The sequence below is a fragment of the Roseomonas indoligenes genome (genome assembly GCF_017813365.1).
Lineage (GTDB): Bacteria > Pseudomonadota > Alphaproteobacteria > Acetobacterales > Acetobacteraceae > Roseomonas > Roseomonas indoligenes.
On sequence record NZ_JAGIZA010000028.1, the window covers coordinates 1 to 20692 of the forward strand.

Genomic DNA, 20692 nt, shown 5'->3' on the forward strand with positions numbered 1-20692 from the left:
GCCGCCGCACAGGCCTACAAGGCCCTCATGGCCGATAACCCGCCCTTCACAAGCGCCAGCGACTTCACACGCGACCCCACCTTCTCCATCGAAGCACCAGACCACCCCAACACCACCCCGCCATCTGGGGGGAGCACGCCGCCCGTCGGAAGCTCACCGCCCGTCACGAGCCCGCTACCCGTCGTCGTCCCGCCCAAGCCAACCGATGCCCCGGTCAGCGAGGTTGTCGGTTCTGGGCCCGACGCCCTGGTGCTGAAGATCAGCCAGGACGCCTGGAACGGCAGCGCCCAGTACACCATCGCCGTTGACGGCAAGGCGGTCGGCGGGGTCTTCACGGCGCATGCGGATCATGACTCCGGCCTGCACGACACCATCACCCTCAACGGCAACTGGGGTGCCGGCGCCCACACCGTCACCGTCCAGTTCATCAACGACAGCTGGGGCGGCACGGCCGACACGGATCGCAACCTCTATGTCGATGCCGGTTCCTACAACGGCGTCGGCATCTCCGGCGCCAGCGCCTCGCTCGTGCAGAACGGCCCGGCCTTCATCGCCTTCGACGCAACTCCGGAGACCCTTCGCTCCAGCCAGAGCGTGACGCTGCCCGCCAACGTCCTGAACCTCCGGCTCATGGGCTCGGGCAACATCGATGGGATGGGGAATGCGCTCGACAACACCATCACCGGCAATGCGGGCGCGAACAAGATCTCGGGCGGCGGCGGCGACGACACCCTGAACGGCGGTGCCGGCGCCGACACGATGGCGGGCGGGACCGGCGATGACGCCTACTACGTCGATCATTCCCGTGACGTGGTGACGGAGAAAGCCGGCGAGGGCTCGGACCGTGTCTTCGTCAGCGCCGACTGGACCATTTCGGCCAACCTGGAAAAGGTCGTGCTGCGGACCGCGGTGACCCTGCGGGGGAACGGCGAGGACAACCTCGTGCACGGCAGCAACGGCGCCGACCACGTGCTGGGAATGGGCGGCAACGACAGGCTGAACGGCAATGGCGGGGCGGACCTGCTGGAGGGCGGCGACGGCAACGACGTCCTGCGCGGCGGCGATGGCAACGACACGCTGATCGGCGGGCTGGGGGCGGATCGGATGTTCGGGGAGGCCGGCGCGGACGTCTTCCGCTTCGGATCGCTGGCCGAGAAGGGGGACGTGATCGAGGGCTTCGTGTCCGGCCAGGACGTGATCGAGGTATCGGCCGGCCACTTCGGGGGTGGGCTGCGCGCCGGAATGCTCAGGGCCGGGCAGTTCACCGCCAACACCACGGGCCATGCGAGTTCCCCGGCGGGGGTTGGGCAGTTCACCTACGAGACCGACACGGGCCGGCTGTGGTGGGATGCGGACGGCGCGGGCGGACAGGCGGGGACGGTGCTCGTCACCCTCTCCGGCCACCCGGCCTTCGCCGCCTCCGACATCCACCTCATCGGGTGAGGACAGGCGTCTTGGCGTCCGGTTCGCCGGCGCCGGGTTCGCGGGTGCTGCGGCCGGGCTGACAGCCGCCAGCTGCTTCCCGGGGGGGGACAGCGCCCTGTTCCATGCGAACAGGCGGGTGCCGGAATAGGGTATGACGGCGGTCATGACCGAAGCCCTGACCGCCGCCAGCGCCCATTCGGCCCCCCGACCGGAATCGGGCGGGGGGTCGAAGGCCGGGCCTCGCCTGGAGCGGCTTCGGGCCATTGCTAGCGCGGTGAATGCCGGCGGGGGCATCGAGACCATTCTGGCCCAGGTGCTCAGGGCCATCTGCAGGGACGAGCCCTGGGCGCGGGGCGGCATCATGGCCGTCAACCGCGAGAGCGGCTTCTCCGAACGGGTCACGCATTACGACCCGGCGGGCATCCCCGCCGGCAGCCCGGGGCGCTGGGCCCTCACCACCAGCCCGGTCATCCAGGTGACGGAGACGCGGCGCCCGCTGGTGATCGAGGACGCCCAGCACTCACCTGGCTTCCCCGGCTACCAAGAGGATGCCCGGAGCCGGGGTTACAGCACCGTCGCCCTCCTCCCCCTCGGCTGCACCACCGAGGAGGGGCACGAGATGGTCCTCTCCCTCCACACCCGCGAGCGGATCGAGGTGACGGGGGAGGAGCTGGACTTCCTCACCACCGTCGCGCACCTCGTCGCTCTCGCGGTGGAGAAGGTGAAGCACCTCCAGCGAGAGCAGCGGCAGAGCGACAGGCTGCGGCGCATCCTGGAGGCCGGCGCCGGGCTTATGGAGCTCGTGCTGGAGGGGGCGGCGCTTTCCGCAGTGGCCGGACTGGCCGGGGCCACCCTGGCGCATCCCATGGCGATCCTGGACTTCATCACCGGCCAGACCCTCGCCCGCGGCTCGCCCGCCCCGGAAACGCTGGATGAGCGCGGCTGGCGCGACCTGGCCCAAAGTGGGGCCGGCCCGGTCCTCGCCGCCCTGGCACGAGGGGCTCCGCCGGGGGAAGTGGCCTTCCTGGACCTCACCCCCTTCGGCCTCCCCCCTGCCCTGCCCGTGCTGGCCGAGCCCCTGCGGGTGGATGGCGAGACGGCGGGCCTCCTTCTCGTCTTTCCGCGGGAAGGCGTGATGGACAGCCTGGACCGGGTGGCGGTGCAGGAGGTGCGCTTCGCTCTGGCGGCGCAGCTCATGCGCCATCACGCCGAGGCGAAGCGGGAGGCGCAGGACCTTTCGGAGTTCCTGGAGCAGCTCGTCCGCACCGGCGGGGCGGAGCCGGCGCGGGCCAGGGCCCGGGCGGCGCGGCTGGGGCTGGATCTCGGGCGGGGGATGCGCCTCCTCGCGGTGGCCCTGCCCCGGCCGGGCGCGGAGCCGGCAGAGCTGCGGCGCATAATCGCGGGCAGCCTCGGCCGGGCCATCCCCGGCGCGCTGACGATCGAGCAGGGCGACACGGCCGCCATCCTGCTGCCGGAACCGGATGGCCCGGTGCCCGACACGGTGCTGGAGCGACTGCTGGCGGCCCCGGTCAGGGCCCGGCTGGGCGCGCGGCCGGTGATCGCCCTCGGCCCGCTCTGCAGCGCCCCCGGCCATTACGGCCCGGGCTGGGCGGAATGCGGCCGGGTGCTGGAGCTGGCGCGCATGTTCGGGCGGGACGGGCTGGTCCGGCAGGGTGATTTCGGCCCTTCCGCCCTGCTGCTCTCCGCCTTCGACGGCGCGCTGGTCCGCGCCTTCGTGGACGGCACGCTCGGCCCCATCCGCCGGCACGAGGCCGGGCATGGCGGAGGCCTGCTGGAGACGGCCACCGTCTTCATCGACGAGGCCTGCCGCTACCAGGCCTCGGCCGAGCGGCTCGGAATCCACGTCTCCACCCTGCGCTACCGGCTGCGGCGGCTGGAGGAGCTCTTCGGGCTGGACCTGGAGGACGCGGAAACCCGGTTCCGCTTCTCCCTGGCCGTGCGGCTGACCATGGTCGGCCCTGGCTCCTCCGAGAGCCGGGACGAGGCAGCGCCGCCCGCCCGCCGGCGATCATCGGCCGGCGGTCCCGCTTCCCCGGAAAGCTAGGAAGCCGCGGGGCACCTATCCTACGGATCGGTGGATGCACGGCGGTTCCGGCGCGTGCCACGCTTCGCCCATGCACCAGGTTCCCCCCGGCCCGCCGCGCTTCCCCGCCCGCCGCGCCGCGTGCGGCACCTGAGGGAGAGCGCCCCGATGCCGCCACGCCGCATGCACCTCGTCGCCTATCTGAAGACCGGCCCCACCGCCATGCATGTGGGCGGCTGGCGGCACCCGGAATCCACGCTGGACGACATCCTCCGCCCCTCCCGCTACGAGCACATCGCGCGCGTGCTGGAGGAGGCCTGCTTCGACGCCTGCTTCTTCGCGGACCTGTTCGGCCTCTACGACGTGCATGGCGGCAGCTACGATCCCTATCTCAGGCGGGGCGGGCAGATCAGCTTCCTCGACCCCACCGTGGTGCTGCCCGTCATGGCGGCCGCGACGCGACACCTCGGCCTCGGCGCCACGCTCTCCACCACCTTCCACACCGCCTACCATCTCGCGCGCTGGCTCGGCTCGCTGGACGCGATGAGCGGGGGACGCGTGGCCTGGAACGTCGTCACCTCCGCGACCGACCTGGAGGCGCAGAACGCGGGAATGGACGAGCTGCCGCCGAAGGACCTGCGCTACGACCGCGCGGACGAGGTGCTGGAGGCATGCTTCGCCCTTTGGGAGGGCTGGGACCCCGACGCAATGGTGCTGGACAAGCGGGCCGGCATCCTCGCCGACCCTTCCAAGGTCCGCTACGCCAATTACGAGGGACAGTGGGTGAAGACCCGCGGCCCGCTCTCCATTCCCCGCAGCCCGCAGGGGCGGCCCGTGATCATGCAGGCCGGCAGCTCCGACCGCGGGCGGGCCTTCGCGGCGCGCTGGGCGGAGGCGATCTTCACCACCCAGCGCGGCGTGGAGGACATGCGCGCCTTCCGGGAGGACATCCACGCCCGCATGGCCAGCCATGGCCGCGCGCCGGGGGATTGCGCCATCCTGCCGGGCATCTCCGTCGTGCTCGGCGAGACGGAGAGCATCGCGCGGGAACGGGCGGAGTATCTCGACAGCCTCATCGATCCCGAGCTCAGCCTCGCCGCCTCCTCATCCGGCCTCGGCGCCGACCTGACGAAGCTGGCCGAGGGCAAGACGCTCGCCGACCTCGCCCAGGGCAACCAGGGCATGCAGGGCACGGCGGACATGCTGAACCAGACGATGAAGGCCGAGGGGCTGTCGCTGAAGGAAGCCGCGGTGAAGCGCGGCAGGGGGCGCGAGATCGTCGGCACGCCTGACATGGTCGCGGACCGGCTGGAGGCGATGTTCACCAGCGGCGCCTGCGACGGCTTCGTGCTGGCCCCCACGATGTTCCCCGGCATGTTCGAGGGGTTCTGCCGCGCCGTGGTCCCGGAATTGCAGCGCCGCGGCCTGTTCCGCACAAGATACGACGGCAGCACGCTGCGCGAGAACCTGCGCACCGGCTGATCCCCCCACCGCAAGCCCAGCACAGCAAGGAGTAGCGACACATGACGGGTTCCCCCATCTGCCCGACGCGCCGCGGGCTTCTCGGCACGGCGGCAGCCCTCGGCGCCGGTGCGCTGGCGCGGCCCGCCCTGGCGCAGAGCCTGCGCGGCACCACCCTGGTCTTCGCGAGCTGGGGCGGCGCCTACCAGGAGGCGCAGAAGGTCTGCTACTGCGAGCCCTTCGCCGCGGAGACGGGCGCGCGCGTGGTGCAGGACGGCCCGATGAACGCCGCGCGCTTCCGCACCATGGCCGAGAGCGGCGCGCCGGACTGGGACGTGGTGGACGTGACCATCAACACCCTTTTCACCGGCACGCATGACGGGCTGCTGGAGAAGATCGACACCTCCGTCGTGGACACCAGCCGCATCGCGCCGCAATTCGTGCACGAGTACGGGATCGGCTGCATCGCCTGGTCCTACAACCTGGCCTACAACACGAAGACTTTCCCCGCCGGCCGGCGCCCGACCACCTGGGCGGACCTGTTCGACACGCGCAAGTTCCCGGGCAAGCGCACCATGCTCGACCAGCCGACCGCCAATCTGGAGGCCGCGCTGATGGCCGACGGTGTCGCGCCCGCCGACCTCTACCCGCTGGATGTCGAGCGCGCGCTGCGGAAGATCGATACGATCAAGGCGCAGACGGTCTTCTGGACCACCAACTCCCAGTCCCAGCAGCTCTTCGTGGACGAGGAGGTGAGCGTCGGCATCATCCTCAACGGCCGCGCCTACGACGCCTCCAGGAAGGGCGCCGATATCGGCATCGCCTGGGAGGGGAACATCCAGTCCGTGGACTACCTCGTGGTTCCCAAGGGCAGCAAGAACCGGGCGGCGGCGATGAAGCTGATCGACGTGATGACCCGGGCGGAGAACCAAGCGAAGCTCGCCAGCATGATCGCCTACGCGCCGACCAACCCGGCCGCGTTCAAGGACATCGACCCGGCCCTCGCACCCTGGCTCTCCACCTCGCCGGAGAACACGCGGAAGGGCTTCGTCATCAACGCGGAGTGGTGGCGGCAGAACGAGCGGAGGCTGATGGAGCGCTGGGCCGCCTGGAAGCTGGCGCGTTGAGCACCCGCCGGGAGTCCTGGCCCTGGCTCCTGCTGCTGCCGGCGGCGCTGGTGATGCTCGTCGCCTTCGCGCTGCCGGTGGGCATGCTGCTCGCCCGCGCCTTCACCCAGCCCGAGCCCGGGCTGCAGAACTTCCTCCTCCTGTGGGAGAGGCCGGTCTACCTGCAGATCCTCGGCAACACGGTGATGATCGCGGCAGTGGCCACGCCGGTCACGCTCCTCCTGGCCTATCCGGTGGCGCATGCGATGGCGCACGGCAATCCCCGCACGCGCCGCCTGCTGACCTTCCTCGTGCTCGTCCCCTTCTGGACCAGCCTTCTCGTGCGCAGCTTCGCCACCGTCATCCTGCTGCAGCGGCGCGGGCCGCTGAACACGCTGCTGATGAATATCGGCCTCATCGATGCGCCGCTGCCGCTGATTTATAACCTGACCGGCGTGCTGCTCGGCGCCGTGCAGACGCTGCTGCCCTTCGTCATTTTCCCGCTCTACAACTCCATGCGGCGGATCGACCCCACGTTGATGCCGGCGGCGCTGACCATGGGCGCCTCGCCGGCCCGCGCCTTCCTGCGCGTGTACCTGCCGCTCTCGCTGCCCGGGCTGATGACGGGCGCGACGCTCGTCTTCATCAGCATGCTCGGCTACTTCGTCATCCCCGCGCTGCTCGGCGGCCCGCGCGAGACCATGGTCGGGCAGCTCATCCAGGACCAGATCGGCCAGCTGGGCAGTTGGGGCGTCGCCGGCGCGCTCTCCTTCGTGCTGCTGGCGATCACCGCCGCCCTGCTCGGCCTGCTGCACCGCCTCGTCGGGCTGAAGGCGGTGGCGCGGTGAAGGGGGACGGTATGGGCCGATGGCGCCTGCTGCGCGCCCTGGCCTGCACCCTGGTAGGGATCTACCTCATCGCGCCGCTGGTGGTGGTGCTGATCATCTCCTTCAGCTCCGCCGCCTTCCTGCGCTTCCCGCCGCCCGGCTTCTCGCTGCGCTGGTACGCCAACCTGGCGAACGACCCGGCCTGGATCGACGCCACCTGGGTCAGCATCCAGGTCCTCGTCCCCACGGCGGTCCTCTCCACCGCGCTCGGCACCGCGGCCGCCCTCGCCCTCATCCGGGGGCGGCTGCCCGGCGCGGGCTTCCTCGGCGCTGCGCTCATGGCGCCGCTGGTGGTGCCGGGCATCATCACCTCCGCCGGGCTCTACATCATCTACCGCACCATCGGGCTGAACGGCACGCTCACTGGCATGGTGATCGGCCATGTCGTCGTCACCCTGCCCTACGTGATCGCCACCGTCGGCTCCGCCCTGCGCTCGCTCGACCCTCGGCTGGAGGCGGCGGCGGCCACCCTCGGCGCACCGCCCTCCGCCGCCTTCCGCCGCATCACCCTGCCCCTGCTGGCGCCCGCGGTGCTGTCCTCCATGCTCTTCGCCGCCGTGCTCTCCTTCGACGAGCTGATCGTCTCGCTCTTCGTCGGCTCGGCCCGGCTGCGCACCGTGCCCGTGCAGATGTGGTCCAACATCCGCGGCGACTTCGACCCCACGGTCGCCGCCATCGCCTCGCTCTGCTTTCTCGTCGCCCTGATCGCCCTCGGCCTGGAGGCGCTGCTGCGCCGCCGCAACGGAGACCGCGAATGATCTCGCCCGAGTTGGGGCCCATCCTGGAGCTGCGCGGCATCCGCAAGCATTACGGCCGCCATGCCGCCGTGGACGACGTCAGCCTGAAGCTGCGGCACGGCGAGTTCCTCACCTTCCTCGGCCCCTCCGGATCGGGGAAGACCACGACGCTGATGATGGTGGCGGGGCTGCAGCAGCCGGATAGCGGGCAGATCATCCTCGCCGGCAAGCCCGTGGACAGGCTTCCGCCCTACAAGCGCGACATCGGCATGGTGTTCCAGCACTACGCCCTGTTCCCGCACATGACGGTGCGCCGGAACGTCGCCTTCCCGCTGGAGATGCGCGGCACCCCGAGGGCCGAGGCGGAGCGGATGGTCACCGCCGCCCTCGCCATGGTCGGCCTGCCCGACCACGGGGACCGGCTGCCCCGCCAGCTCTCCGGCGGCCAGCAGCAGCGCGTGGCCCTGGCCCGCGCCATGGTCTATCGCCCGGCCCTGCTGCTGATGGACGAGCCGCTGGGCGCACTGGACAAGGCCCTGCGGGAGGGGCTGCAGCTGGAGATCAAGCGCCTGCACCGGGAGCAGCGGATGTCCGTGCTCTACGTCACGCACGACCAGTCCGAGGCGCTGACGATGAGCGACCGCATCGCCGTCTTCGATGGCGGCCGGATCCAGCAGATCGGCACGCCCTCCGACCTCTACGAGCGCCCGGCCACGCGCTTCGTCGCGGGCTTCGTGGGGGAGACGAACTTCGTCCCGGCCGAGTTGCTGGGACGTGAGGGGGAGGCGCGGCGGGCGCTGGTGGCCGGCGTGCCCATGCCCGTCTCCGCCCGCTTCCTCGCCGCGCCCGGCACGCCCGCCGTGCTGGCGATCCGGCCCGAGCGGCTTCGCCTCTCCGCCCCGGCCGATGATGATGGCGGGGGCGTGCCGGCGGAGCTGGTGGACCTGATCTACCTGGGCAATGCCCGCCGCTTCGTGCTGCGCCTGCCGGGCGGACAGGAATGGTCGGCGGTGATGCAGGCGGAGGCGGCGGAGGCGGTGATGCTGCGCCCCGGGGATGCCGTCCGCCTCTCCTGGAACGAGGTGCACGCCACCGCCTTCCCGGCCTGACCGGGCCGGCGATTGGCCCGGGCCCTCCTGCCACGGGCCGCGCCGGCAGGCTTCCCTCGGCGGGCCCGAGGGCCTAAACGCCCGCATCCGGCGATCGGCCGTCGCTTCGATGAGGGAGTAGCGCCCGGCATGCACGCGCCCCGCAAAGGCAAGGCGCAGCCGATTCGGGCGCCCGAGGCCCGGGCCTTGCGGCGGGCCGCCGAGCCCCCGGCAGATCCGGGCGCGGCCCTGATGGAGCGGCCGGGGGTCCTCGTCCGCCGGCTGCACCAGGTGCATTCCGCCATGTTCCAGGAGGAGACGGCGGGCTTCGGCGTGACCCCCGTGCAGTTCAGCCTGATGACCCTGCTGACGGAGCGGCCGGGGCTGGAGCAGGGCGCGGCCGCCGCCGGGCTGCGGCTGGACCGCTTCACCACGGCCGACGTGGTGCGGCGGCTGGAGGCGGCGGGGCTGCTGCGGACCCGGCCCGGGCAGGACCGCCGGGCCAAGGCCCTTTTCCTGACCCGCAAGGGCGCGCAGGTCTTTGCCTCCATGGGCGAGGCCGTCTCCCGCGCGCATGACCGGCTGGTGGAGCCCCTGCCCCCGGCCCGGCGCGGCACCTTCCTGCGCATGCTGCGCCAGTTGGTGGACCAGCACGGCGCGGTCGGCGCGCCCTCACCGAAGGTGCGCTGATCAGCCCGCAGCCGGTTCCGGCGGGCGCTCGTCCGGCGGGGCGATGGATGTGACGAGGTCTCGCAGCAGCGGCTTGTTGGGCAGCGGGTCCAGCCGCATCTCCCGCGCCTCCAGCCGCACGGTGCAGGAATAGGCCACCTTGCCGTCCACCAGCAGCATGCATTCCTTGCAGGCATTGGCGTTAAGGCAGGCGTAGCGCATCGCCAGCCCGGGATCGACGCGCTCCCTCACCCAGCGCAGCCCGTCCAGCACGGACTGCCCGTGCTCGAAGGGCACCTCGAAGCGGTCCCGCCGCGGCGCCTCTCCGGCGACGCCGCGATGGACGGAGAGGACGGCGACGCTCATGCGGCCTCCGCGACGGGCTGGGAGGCCAGGCAAAGGCAGCCCCGTTCCAGCGCGACTGTCTGGTTGTGGGTCCAGGCGGCGTCGAGGCCGGGATGGTCCTCGCGCTGGTGGGCGCCGCGGCTCTCCGTACGGGCAGTGGCGGCCAGTACCACGGCCTGCGCCACCTGCAGCCCGGCCCGCAGGTCGAACCAGTCGGCCCGCGCCAGGTCGTGCGGCAGGGGTGCGCCGGCCGGCGCCTCGCCGAGTTCGGTGGCGAGGTCATCCAGGCGCCGCGCGGCGCGGGCCAGGCCGGCGGCGGTGCGGAAGGGCCCGACATCATCGGCCATCACGGCCTGAAGCCGGTGGAACAGCGCGGCGGTGTTCCCGCCCGGCCGCGCTGGGCCGGTTCCGCCGGCGAGCGCCAGGGCGTCGCGGGCCGCGGCATCATTCCAGCCGGTGCCGTCCCGCGCCGCGATCGCGGCCGCCTCCCGCCCGGCGACGCGCCCGAAGGCCAGGGCCTCCGTGATCGCGTTGCCGGAGAGGCGGTTGGCGCCGTTGGCCCCGCCCACCGCCTCCCCGGCGGCGAGCAGGCCGGGGATGCCCGTGTGCATGGCCGGGTCCACCCGGATCCCGCCCATGTGGTAGTGGGCGATCGGCGCCACCTCGACGGCGGTTTGCGTCAGGTCGATGCCGTTGGCGGCCAGACGGTCGATCACCGGGCCGAAATTCTCCCGCAGCACGGCCTCCGGCACGTGCTGGAAGCTCAGCCAGGCCCCGCCGGAGGGAGAGCCGCGGCCGGCCGCCACCTCCCGCGTGATGGCATAGGTGGCCAGGTCGCGCGTGACGACGTAGCGGCCGCCATCGGGCGCGCCGTAGCGGTCGGTGAACTCTTCCATCGCCCCGTTCAGCAGCCGCCCGCCGAGCTTGTAGCGGAAGGGGTCCCACATGATCGGGTCCATGCCGATCATGCGCGGCGCGAGATGGCCGATCGGGAAGAACTGCACGAACTCCATGTCGATCAGCGTGGCGCCCGCGCGCAGCGCCAGGGCGTAGCCGTCCCCCGCCATGTTGGCGGAGGCGCTGTTGCGGCGGTACAGCCGGGTCAGCCCGCCGGTCGCGATAATCGTGGCGCCGGCGGCGATGCGGAGCGGCACGCCATGGGCAAGGTCCAGCGCCACCGCGCCCTGCACCCGGCCATCGGAGAGGACGAGGTCCGTCACCAGCACCTCCCCCATGCGGCGGATGCCGCCCTGGCGCTGGGCCTGGGTCCGCAGCGCGCGGGAGACGGCAGGGCCGGTGCTGAGGAAATCCACGTAGACGCAGCGCGGCCGGTCATGCCCGGGGGCCTGCACCTGGCGGATGCGGCCATCGCCGTGCCGTGCCCAGCCGGCCTTCCAGGCATCCATTTCCCGGATCACCTCCACCCCGTCCTCGCAGAGGAGGCGCGCAAGGCGCGGGTCGCAGAGGTCTCGGCCGGCGGCGAGGGTGTCGCGCAGGTGGTGGGCCGGGTCGTCCTCCGTCTCGCTGCCCAGCGCGGCGGCCACGGTCATCTGGGCCATGACGGTGGCGCCGCCACGGCCGACCAGGGAACGGTCGAGCAGCAGGACATCGGCGCCGCGCCGCGCCGCCTCGATCGCGGCGTAGAGCCCGGCGCCGCCCGCGCCGATGACGAGGACATCGGCCCGCAGCAGGGCCGCGTCGGGACGGCCGGACGGAATCGAGGCGGTCACGGCGTCAGGCCCTCAGCAGGCTTTCCGCGGCCGCGAGCAGCGCGCCGTCGGGGCGGCGCAGGTGATCCAGCACGCTGAAATGGTCCGCGCCCTCCACCGCCAGCAGCGGGCCGGGCGCCCCGGCCGCGGCGCGGCGGGCGTGGAACTCCTGGGATTGCCGCCGCAGCTCCGGCAGCTCCTCCGCGCCATAGGCGACGGTGATGGGCTTGGGGGAGACCGGCAGGAATTGCGGGGAGAAGGCGGCGATTTCCTCCGCGGTGAGCTGCAGCGCATCGTTCAGCCCCGTGCCCTGGATGGGGCCGAGGTCGTGGATGCCGGAGATCGCCAGCGCGGCGGTGACCGCCGGGTGGTCCGCCAGCAGCGCCGCCAAATGCCCGCCGGCCGACCAGCCGGAGAGGACCACCGGGCCGGCGATCCCCTTGGCCGGCCCGTTCGCCTGAAGCCAGTCCATCGCCTGCCGCATCTCCGCGGCGATGACGGTCATGCTCGCATCCGGCGCCAGGGTGTGGCTCGGCAGGGCGGCGGACCAGCCCCTGGCGAGCGCGCCCTCCACGATGCAGGTGAAGCGCTCGCGGCTGTTCCTCTGCCAGTAGCCGCCATGGATGAAGACGAGGCAAGGGGCGTCCGCCCGTGCCGCCGGGAACAGGTCCCAGCCCTGGCGGGGCGTGCTGCCATAGAGCTGGTCCAGCCCCTCCGGCCGCGCGGCGCGCAACGTCGCGGAGGCGGCGGCCCATCCCTCGACCGTCTCGCTGCCCGTGGGAACGGCGGCGTTGTTGTTGTAGGCGGCGCTGAGGGTGGCGCGGTCCCAGCCACGCCAGGCGTTGCTGTCGGTCATCCGAGTCCCCCGTGCCGTCAGACCAGGCCTTGCTCGGCCGCCTGCTTGACCTCGCTGTTGCGATACCCCGCCCACATCTTCTCAAGATAATCCAGGCACACGGGGTCGAGGTCCATGCGCGGCTCCGGGTCGCGGTCCCAGTGGCCGTGGCGGTCCTCGCCGCGCACCAGCATGGCACCGCGGCGCCCGAGGGTGGAGCGGGTATGGGCGGGCATGAAGAAGAAGGCCACGCCCACACGGCGCTGGTCCGAGGGATTGGGCGCCGAGCAATGCGCCGTGCGCTCGTGGTGCAGGGAGAACTGCCCGGCGCGCAACTCCATGTTCACCGCCTCGCTCTCGTCGATGCCCTGGATGGACTGACCGCGCGCCAGGAGGTTCTGCGGGTCGTAGGTCTCCTCGTGCCGGAAGTCCGCCATCAGGTGGCTGCGCGGCAGCACGCGCAGGCAACCATTCGCCGTCATGCTCGGCGTCAGCGCGACCCAGGCTGTCACCTCCTCATGCGGGTCCAGTCCGTAATAGGCGGAGTCCTGGTGCCAGGAGACGAAGCGCGTGTCGTTCGCGCGCTTGGCGAAGACGGAGGCGCCGAACAACAGGATGTCCGGGCCGATGAGGCTCTCCACCGCGTCGAGGATGCGCGGGTTGCGGCCCAGCGCGGTCATCCAGGGCGCCACCACCTGCGCCTTGATCTTCAGGCGCAGCGTCGCGTCCGGGCCGAGCTTGCCGTCGTAGCTGTCCAGCGCCGCGAGGTTCGCTGCCGCCTCCTCCGGGCTGATGGCGTCCAGAGGGTAGAGCCAGCCCTCGCGCCGGAAGTGCTCGACCTGCGCGGGGCTCAGGGAACCGGTCATGCGTGCTCTCCTCAGGGTGTCAGGCGGCGAAGGCGCGGCCGCCGAGATAGGCCTCGCGCACGTCGCTGCTCTCCAGCAGTTCGGTGCCGGTGCCGGCACGGACCACGCGGCCCGTCTCCATCAGGTAGGCGCGGTCGCAGAGGCTGAGCGCGGCCAGCGCGTTCTGCTCCACCATCAGCACCGTCAGCCCCTCGCGCCGGACCTCCTGCACGATGGAGAAGACCTGCTCGACGATGTTGGGCGCGAGGCCGAGGGAGGGCTCGTCGAACATCACTAGGCGGGGGCGCGACATCAGGGCGCGGGCGATGGCCAGCATCTGCTGCTCCCCGCCCGAGAGGGTGCCCGCCGCCTGGGCCGCGCGCTCCTTCAGCCGGGGGAAGCGCGCGTACATGGCCTCTAGGTCGGAGGCGATGCCCGCGCTGTCGGTCCGCAGCAGCGCGCCCATGGCGAGGTTCTCGCGCACGGAGAGGTGGGGGAAGACGCGCCGGCCCTCCGGGCAGTGGGCGATGCCGCGCTGCAGGATCTCGCGCGGCAAGAGGCCGGAGATCGGCTCGCCATCCCAGGTGATGCGGCCGGAGAGCGGGCGCAACAGCCCGCTGACCGTCTTCAGCGCCGTGGACTTGCCCGCGCCGTTGGCGCCGATGAGGCTGACCAGCTCGCCCTCGCGCAGCTCCAGCGAGACGCCCTTCAGCGCGGTGACGCGGCCATAGGCGACGGTGACGTCCTCAAGCCGCAGCATGGTGGCCCCCCAAGGGCGCGCCGCCGAGATAGGCGCGGATCACCTCCGGGTCCTGCCGGATGGTCTCGGGCGGGCCGTCGGCGATGATGCGGCCCTGATTCAGCACCACCACGCGGTCGGAGATGCGCATGACCATGGCCATGTCGTGCTCCACCAGCAGCACCGTGGTGCCGCGGTCCCTGAGCTGGCGGATCAGCGCCATGCACTCCGCGGTCTCGGATGGGTTCAGGCCGGCGGCTGGCTCGTCCAGCAGCAGGAGGCGCGGCGTGGCGGCCGCGGCGAGCGCGATGCCCAGCCGCCGCTGCTCCCCATAGGCCAGGGAGTCCGCGCGCAGCCCGGCGCGGGCGGCGAGCCCGACGAAGTCCAGCATCGCCATGGCTTCCCCGCGCAGCAGCGCCTCCTCCCGCCGTGTGCCGGGCAGGGCGAGGAAGGCACCCAGCAGCCCGGACCGGCCGCGCAGGTGCAGGGCAGTCAGCGCGTTGTCGAAGACCGTGCAGGCGCCGAAGATGCTGGTGCGCTGGAAGCTGCGGACGAGGCCGAGCGCCGCGATCCGCTCCGGCGAGAGGCCGATGATGTCCCGCCCGGCGAAGCGCACGGCGCCGCGGCGGGGCCGCATGTAGCCGGTGATGGCGTTGAAGGCCGTGGTCTTGCCCGCGCCGTTCGGCCCGATGAGGCTGACCACCTCGCCTTCGTTCACCATGAAGGAGAGGTCGGAGACGGCGACGAGGCCGCCGATCTGCACCATGACGTGCTCGACCTGGAGCAGGGGCACGGTCATTCCGCCGCCTCCCGCGCCGCCGCGGCGGGAAGCACGACGCGCGCACGGCGCCCCGCGAGGAGCCCGGTGAAGGCGGGCACGATGCCGCGGGGCAGGAACATCACCAGCAGGATCATCGCCAGCCCATAGGCGATCCACTGCGCCTCCGGCCGGGCGGCGCCGCGCAGCATGTCCGGCAGCAGGCCGAAGATCAGCCCGCCGACCACCGGCCCCCAGAGCGTGCCCTTGCCGCCGGTGACCACCATGATGACCATGGTGACGGTGTAGATGAACAGGAACACGTCCGGATCGATGATCCGGACGTAATGGGCGAAGAGGCTGCCCGCCGCGCCCGCGATGCCGGCGGAGACCACGGTCGCGATGACGAGGTAGTGGGTGACGCGGATACCGACGGAGCGCGCCAGCGTCTCGTTCTCCCGCAGCGCGACCAGGGCGCGCCCGATGCGGGAGCGGACGATCTGCCGCACGATGAGGAAGGCCAGCACAGCCACCCCGAGCACCAGCCAGTAGGTCTGCGGCTTGGAAGTGAGCTCCACCACGCCCTGCCCGGGCAGCCAGAGAGCGAAGGGCGGGATGCCCGTCAGCGCCATCGGGCCCTGCGTCAGCTCCACCCAGTTGAGGGAGACCATGCGCAGCACCTGCGCGAAGCAAATGGTGATGATGACGAAGTAGGCGCCGCGGACGCGGAAGGCGAGGCGCCCCAGCAGCCAGCCGAACAGCCCGGCCACCACGACCGCGGAGAGGAAGCCGACCCAGACGGGCTGCGGGTCCAGCCGGAGGCGCAGGCCGAAGCCGATGGCGATGTCGAAGCCAAGGGTCGCCAGCGCACTGGCATAGGCGCCGAGCCCGAAGAAGGCGGCATGGCCGAGGCTGAGCTGCCCGGTATAGCCCAGCAGCAGGTTGAGGCTGATGGCGCCGATGATGAAGATACCGGCCGAGGTCAGCACGGCCAGCAGGTAGGGATCGGGGAAGAGGAAGGGCACCGAGGCCATGGCGGCGGCGAAGCTCCAACCCAGAAGCGGGGCCAGCACCGCGCTCATCCCACCCTCTCCTTCGCCGCGACCAGCCCCTGCGGCCGGATGGCGAGCACGAGGATGATGAGGAGGAAGCCGAAGGCGTCCCGGTACTCGGTGGAGAGGAAACCGCCGCCGAACTCCTCCACATAGCCCAGCGCGAAGCCGCCGATCACGGCACCCGGCAGGTTGCCCAGCCCGCCGAGGATGACGATGGCGAAGGCCTTCAGCCCAACCAGGTCGCCCATGGTAGGGGAGACCATGAAGACCGGCCCGAGCAGCGCACCCGCGGCCGCCGCAAGGCCGGAGCCAATGGCGAACGTGGCCGTGCCCACCCAGGCGACGCGCACGCCCATCAGCGCCGCCGTCTCCGGGTCCTGAAAGGTGGCGCGCATGGCGATGCCGGCGCGGGTGCGGTCCAGCAGGAACCAGAAGGCCAGGAGCAGCGCGACGGCGACGCCGAGCACGAAGAGGCGCAGCGGCAGGACGGAGACGGGGCCGAAGACCAGGGGCATGCCGTCGAAGGGGCTGGGAACGAGCTTCGCCACCCCGCCCCAGGCCCACATGCTGGCGTTCTGCAGCACCAGCGCGGCGCCGATCATCGCCAGCATGACGGAATCGATGTCGGCACCCCGCAGCGGGCGCAGCAGCACGCGCTCGATCACCGCCCCCAGCGCCGCGCCGAGCAGCGCGGCGAGGAGGAGCGAGAGGTAGAAGTTCAGGCCCAGCAGCGAGACCAGCCCGTAGGCCATGTAGGCCCCGAAGGCGTAGAGCTCGCCATGCGTGAAGTTGACCACGCGCATGACGCCGAAGATCAGCGTCAGCCCGATCCCCAGCAGCGCATAGGTGCCGCCGAGGACCGTGCCGTTGACGAGGTGCTGAAGGGCCTGGTCCATGCCTTCAGACCAGGCTTGTCTTCCCGTCCGCCAGGCGGACGATATAGACGTTGGGCTGGTTCTGCCCGCTTTCCCGGCCCGCCGGCCCTTCCTTCTGGAAGTGGATGTTGCCGTTCACGCCGGGGATCTGCACCTTCCACATCGCCTCGCGGATCGCCTCCGGCTCGACCTTGCCGGCGATCCGCACGGCCTCGGCGACCGTCAGCACGGCGTCGTAGCCGCGGAAGCCCTCCGTCAGCCCGGCGAACTCCCAGCCGTGCTTGTTCCACTCCTCCGTGTAGGTCTTGGCGATCTCCGGGTGGATCGCCTTCTCCGGGAACCAGGGCGCGTAGAACAGGACGTGGTCGGAATGCGCGCCGCCGGGAAGGGGCTGGTGGATCAGCGCATCGGGGAAGGAACCGCCTGTGCTGACGATGCGCTTGCCCACGCGCTGCTCGATCGCCTGGCGCATGGCGAGCGTCAGCTGCTCCACGCCCGTGGTGATGAAGAGCGTATCGCCGTCCGACTGCTTCAGCGCGGTGAGCTGGGCGGAGAGGTCGGTCGCCTCCGGCGTCATCGTCTCAACCCGGCCGGTGGGGATCCCCTTGGCGCCGAGGATCGCGCCGTACTTCTCGGTCGCGCCGCGGCCGAAATCGTTGTTCACCGAGAGGAAGTCGATTTTCCTGATGGCCGGCGTGTACTTCCCCACCAGCTCCGCGAAGCCGATCGCCTCCATCTCGGAGGTGGGGGCGATGCGGAAGACATAGGGGTTGCCGGATGTCGTGATGCGGGCGGCGGAGGAGGTCTCCACGACCATCGGCACCTTGTACTCCATCAGCTTCGGCAGGATGGCGAGGGTGAAGGTGGAGCTCCAGGCGCCGATGAGGGCGGGCACCTTGTCGCGCAGCACCAGCTTCTCGACCGCCGCGACGGCCTCGCGCGGGTTGGACTTGTTGTCCTCCAGCACCAGCTCGATCGGCCGGCCCATCACGCCGCCGGCGCGGTTCAGCACGTCCACCGCGATCTTCGCCCCGTTGGCGACGTAGTTGCCGGAGGCGGCGACGGCGCCGGTGAGCGGCTGGGTCATGCCGATCCTGATCGGGTCGGCGGCGAAGCCCGTGCGGGAGAGGGCGGGCAGGGCAAGGCCGCTCAGCAATGCGGTGCGTCTGGTCAGCATGGCGATGGCTCCTCAGATGGGGTCAGGCGGCAGCGACACGTGTCTGGCGGTACTTCTCGTCCCGATAGGCGCCGGAGAGGACGGGCGGGTACTTCGCCCCTCCGGGCGGCGCGATGCACTCGATGGAGGCGTCGTAGTTGGGGTGGTGAAAGAAGGCGATGGACAGGCGCCGGCTCCGCGCCGCCTCGCTGTCCGGCGGGTTCACCACACGATGGACGTTGGAGACCCAGCGGTCGTTGGTCCAGCGCATGAGCAGGTCGCCGATGTTGACGACGAAGCTGCGCGGGTCCGTTTCCACGTCCAGCCAGCGCCCGTCGCGCGTCTGCGCCTGCAGCCCCCCCGGCACATTCTCGCCGTTCAGGATCGTCAGCAGCCCGTAATCCGTGTGCGCGCCGGCGCGGAGTTGCCCGGCTGCGGGCGCCTGGTGCTGCTCGGGGTAGTGGTTCAGCCGCATCGCGGTGATGTGGCGGTCGATCTTGTCGTCGAAGAAGTGCTCGGGGATGCCGAGACCGAGCGCGGCCAGGCGCATCATCTCGACCGTCAGGGCCTCCATCGCCGCGTAGTAGTTGGCGGCGGCCTCGGCAAAGCCCGCGGGGCGCTCCGGCCAGAGGTTCGGGCGGAAGTAGCGCCGGCCCTCCTCCGAGGTGTAGTAGGGCTCGTCCGGCCAGCCCTCGCGGCCGAAATGGTAGTATTCCTTCAGGTCGGGCGGCGTCTCCACGGCGTTGCCGTGGGAGAGCGCCTCCACGCCGAGCGCGATGTAGCCGCGCGGCGTCCCGGGGACCGGATGCACCGCGCGCCGCTTCTCCTCCAGCGACAGGGCGAAGAATGCGTTGGCGGTGTCGCGCAGCCCGTCCATCACCGCCGCCGGCACGCCATGGCCGGCGATCGTGAAGAAGCCGATCTCCCGGCAGGTCCGGTCCATCTCCTGCCCCGTGCGGAGGCGCGCGGCGGGGTCTCCCGCCAGGGCCTCGGACAGGTCGATCACCGGGATCTGCGGCATGGGTTCCCTCTCCTCAGTGGAAATAGGCGCCGCCGTCCACCACCAGTGTCTGCCCGGTGATGAAGGCGGCGTCCGGTCCGGCGAAGAAGCAGACGGCGCCGACAAGATCGTCCGGCACCATGTCGCGCCCGATCACGCGGTTGCGGAGCGACGGCTCCTTCACCCCCGCGATCAGGGTGGGGTTGTTCAGCACGTTGGCGCTGAGCGTGAAGCCGGGGGCCACGCTGTTCACCAGCACGGCATCGCGCCCCATCTCCGTCGCCAGGGCCCGCGTCAGCGACACCACCGCGCCCTTGCTGGCGACGTAGTGCGCCATGTAGGGATTGCCCTTGAAGGCAACGCCGGAGCTGATGTTGACGATCCGTCCGCCACCGCGCCGCCGCATGGCCGGCAGCACGCCGCGGCAGCACAGGAAGGTGCCGATGACGTTCACCTCCAGCACCCGGCGCCATTCCGCCAGGTCCAGTTCCTCGAAGGGCTTCGGCGTCAGGGTGGCGTAGATCCCGGCATTGTTGACGAGGATGTCGAGCCCGCCGAAATGCGCCTCGGCGGCCGCGACCATCGCGCCCACTGCCGCCTCCGAGGTGACGTCGCCGGTCACGCCCTGCGCCGCCAGCCCCTCCCCCCGCAGCCCGGCGGCCGCGCCCTCCGCGCCCTGCAGGTCGGCCAGCACCACCGCGGCGCCGCGCCGCGCGAGGCCGCTGGCCAGGGCAAGGCCGATCCCGGCCGCGCCCCCGGTCACCAGCGCCACGCGGCCCTGCAGCGGCGCGGCCGTCACGGCATGCGCTCGGCCTGGGGCGGCAGGAAGGCGGTGGAGAAGAGGCTTTCCGGCGCCGGCGGGTTGGCGATGCCGTTCACCTCGGCGTTGATCGCCACCAGCCGCTTCATGCGCTCCGGCTCCAGCGTGCCGAAGCCGGTGCGGCGCGCGCTCTCCGTCATGATCGCGACGTCGCGGGTCATGTTGAAGCGCTCGAGCTCCAGCGCCTCGTCGAACAGGGCTTCCCGCTTCTTCATGGCGGCCATGCCCGCCTTGGGATCGGCCAGCGCGGCCTTCAGGCCGCCGATGGAGGCGCGGACGAAGCTCCGCACCGCCTCCGGGTTGCGCTCCGCAAAGGCGGCGGAGGTGATGATGCCGTGGCCGTACAGGTCCACGCCCGCCTCCGCATAGGGCAGCGAGACGATGTCGCCGGCCGGCACGCCCGCAGCGCGCAACCCGAAGACCGCGGACTGCATCAGGCCGGTGATCGCCTCCACCTGGCCCGTGGCGAGCATGGATTCCCGCAGGCTCGCGGTCATGGATGTCCAGCGGACCGAGGCAGGGTCAATGCCCGCGGCCCGCGCGTAGACGGGGAAGAGCACGCGGCTGGATTCCCCCTCCGGCGCGCCCAGGTTGCGGCCGGGCAGGTCGGCGGCGCTGCGGATACCGGTGCGGCGGAGCGTGACGACGGCGGCCGGGTTCCTGTCGAACACCATGGCGACCGCGATCACCCGCTGGTTCGGGTTGCGCGCGTTGAACTGCACCAGCGCATTGATGTCGGCGAAGCCCATGTCGTAGGCGCCGGTGGCAACCTTGGTGATGGTATCGCCGGAGCCGTAGCCGCGGTCCTGCTGCACGCGCAGCCCGGCGTCGCGGAACAGGCCGCGCTCCTCCGCCAGGCCCCAGATGGCGTGGTAGCCCTGCGGCGCCCAGTCCCAGGCGAAGCGGAGCGGCGCGGGCGCCTGCGCGCGCGCCGGGCGGGTGCCGAGGGCTGCCGCCCCCAGGAGGGGGAGCGCGGCAACATGCCGGAGGAAGTCGGAGCGTTTCATGCTCGGCGGCCTTTCGCGACACCTGGCAAGGATGGCAGCTCTTGCAGCAAGCGCCATGCCACGCCCGCGCGCGGCGATTGCCGCCGGGCCGGCGCGGTGCCGCACAAGGATTGGGCGTTCCAGCTGGGATCA

General features: G+C 71.7%; 20 protein-coding genes. 8 read left to right on the forward strand and 12 right to left on the reverse strand.

Features of this window, described 5'->3' with window-relative positions; all coding sequences use genetic code 11:
- The 8 genes from J5Y10_RS25290 to J5Y10_RS25325 all read left to right on the forward strand — a co-directional run.
- A partial coding sequence (locus J5Y10_RS25290; protein ID WP_209376915.1) for a calcium-binding protein occupies positions 1–1443 on the forward strand: 1443 nt, incomplete at its 5' end.
- A gap of 145 nt (positions 1444–1588) precedes the next feature.
- Complete coding sequence (locus J5Y10_RS25295; protein ID WP_209376916.1) at positions 1589–3490, forward strand: helix-turn-helix domain-containing protein; 1902 nt, start codon at positions 1589–1591, stop codon at positions 3488–3490.
- A gap of 147 nt (positions 3491–3637) precedes the next feature.
- Complete coding sequence (locus J5Y10_RS25300) at positions 3638–4951, forward strand: LLM class flavin-dependent oxidoreductase (RefSeq protein WP_209376917.1); 1314 nt, start codon at positions 3638–3640, stop codon at positions 4949–4951.
- A 41-nt stretch (positions 4952–4992) separates the two neighbouring features.
- Entirely contained in the window at positions 4993–6057 is a 1065-nt protein-coding gene (locus J5Y10_RS25305) for an ABC transporter substrate-binding protein (RefSeq protein WP_209376918.1), read from the forward strand.
- Positions 6054–6884, forward strand: a complete 831-nt coding sequence (locus J5Y10_RS25310) for an ABC transporter permease (protein ID WP_209376919.1) — start codon at positions 6054–6056, stop codon at positions 6882–6884. The genes J5Y10_RS25305 and J5Y10_RS25310 overlap by 4 nt, the downstream gene beginning before the upstream one ends.
- An 11-nt stretch (positions 6885–6895) precedes the next feature.
- Positions 6896–7681, forward strand: coding sequence for an ABC transporter permease (locus tag J5Y10_RS25315; protein ID WP_209376920.1), 786 nt, complete (start codon positions 6896–6898; stop codon positions 7679–7681).
- Entirely contained in the window at positions 7678–8769 is a 1092-nt protein-coding gene (locus J5Y10_RS25320; RefSeq protein ID WP_209376921.1) for an ABC transporter ATP-binding protein, read from the forward strand. Before J5Y10_RS25315 ends, J5Y10_RS25320 begins: the two co-directional genes overlap by 4 nt.
- Before the next feature lie 129 nt (positions 8770–8898).
- On the forward strand, positions 8899–9438 hold the full coding sequence (locus J5Y10_RS25325) for a MarR family winged helix-turn-helix transcriptional regulator (protein WP_209376922.1): 540 nt from the start codon (positions 8899–8901) through the stop codon (positions 9436–9438).
- On the opposite strand, the gene J5Y10_RS25330 is transcribed toward J5Y10_RS25325, so the two are convergent.
- The 12 genes from J5Y10_RS25330 to J5Y10_RS25385 are packed head-to-tail and all read right to left on the reverse strand — an operon-like array spanning position 9439 to position 20560.
- Positions 9439–9783, reverse strand: coding sequence for a 2Fe-2S iron-sulfur cluster-binding protein (locus J5Y10_RS25330; protein WP_209376923.1), 345 nt, complete (start codon positions 9781–9783; stop codon positions 9439–9441). It abuts the gene before it with no gap.
- Positions 9780–11492: an FAD-dependent oxidoreductase gene (locus tag J5Y10_RS25335; RefSeq protein WP_342453018.1), complete on the reverse strand. Its 1713-nt coding sequence runs from the start codon at positions 11490–11492 to the stop codon at positions 9780–9782. Before J5Y10_RS25335 ends, J5Y10_RS25330 begins: the two co-directional genes overlap by 4 nt.
- 4 nt (positions 11493–11496) lie before the next feature.
- On the reverse strand, positions 11497–12327 hold the full coding sequence (locus J5Y10_RS25340; protein ID WP_209376924.1) for an alpha/beta hydrolase: 831 nt from the start codon (positions 12325–12327) through the stop codon (positions 11497–11499).
- A 17-nt stretch (positions 12328–12344) separates the two neighbouring features.
- Positions 12345–13172, reverse strand: a complete 828-nt coding sequence (locus J5Y10_RS25345; protein ID WP_209376925.1) for a phytanoyl-CoA dioxygenase family protein — start codon at positions 13170–13172, stop codon at positions 12345–12347.
- Between the two features lie 19 nt (positions 13173–13191).
- On the reverse strand, positions 13192–13911 hold the full coding sequence (locus J5Y10_RS25350) for an ABC transporter ATP-binding protein (RefSeq protein WP_209376926.1): 720 nt from the start codon (positions 13909–13911) through the stop codon (positions 13192–13194).
- Complete coding sequence (locus tag J5Y10_RS25355; RefSeq protein WP_209376927.1) at positions 13898–14689, reverse strand: ABC transporter ATP-binding protein; 792 nt, start codon at positions 14687–14689, stop codon at positions 13898–13900. The genes J5Y10_RS25350 and J5Y10_RS25355 overlap by 14 nt, the downstream gene beginning before the upstream one ends.
- The gene (locus J5Y10_RS25360) at positions 14686–15729 is read right to left on the reverse strand and encodes a branched-chain amino acid ABC transporter permease (RefSeq protein ID WP_245215091.1); all 1044 of its coding nucleotides are present in this window, start codon (positions 15727–15729) and stop codon (positions 14686–14688) included. The genes J5Y10_RS25355 and J5Y10_RS25360 overlap by 4 nt, the downstream gene beginning before the upstream one ends.
- Positions 15726–16598, reverse strand: coding sequence for a branched-chain amino acid ABC transporter permease (locus J5Y10_RS25365; RefSeq protein WP_209376928.1), 873 nt, complete (start codon positions 16596–16598; stop codon positions 15726–15728). The genes J5Y10_RS25360 and J5Y10_RS25365 overlap by 4 nt, the downstream gene beginning before the upstream one ends.
- 4 nt (positions 16599–16602) lie before the next feature.
- Positions 16603–17754: an ABC transporter substrate-binding protein gene (locus J5Y10_RS25370; RefSeq protein WP_209376929.1), complete on the reverse strand. Its 1152-nt coding sequence runs from the start codon at positions 17752–17754 to the stop codon at positions 16603–16605.
- A gap of 22 nt (positions 17755–17776) precedes the next feature.
- Positions 17777–18754, reverse strand: a complete 978-nt coding sequence (locus J5Y10_RS25375) for an isopenicillin N synthase family dioxygenase (protein ID WP_209376930.1) — start codon at positions 18752–18754, stop codon at positions 17777–17779.
- A 13-nt stretch (positions 18755–18767) separates the two neighbouring features.
- Positions 18768–19532, reverse strand: a complete 765-nt coding sequence (locus tag J5Y10_RS25380; protein ID WP_209376931.1) for an SDR family NAD(P)-dependent oxidoreductase — start codon at positions 19530–19532, stop codon at positions 18768–18770.
- Positions 19529–20560: an ABC transporter substrate-binding protein gene (locus J5Y10_RS25385; RefSeq protein WP_209376932.1), complete on the reverse strand. Its 1032-nt coding sequence runs from the start codon at positions 20558–20560 to the stop codon at positions 19529–19531. Before J5Y10_RS25385 ends, J5Y10_RS25380 begins: the two co-directional genes overlap by 4 nt.
- Positions 20561–20692 lie beyond the last annotated feature (132 nt).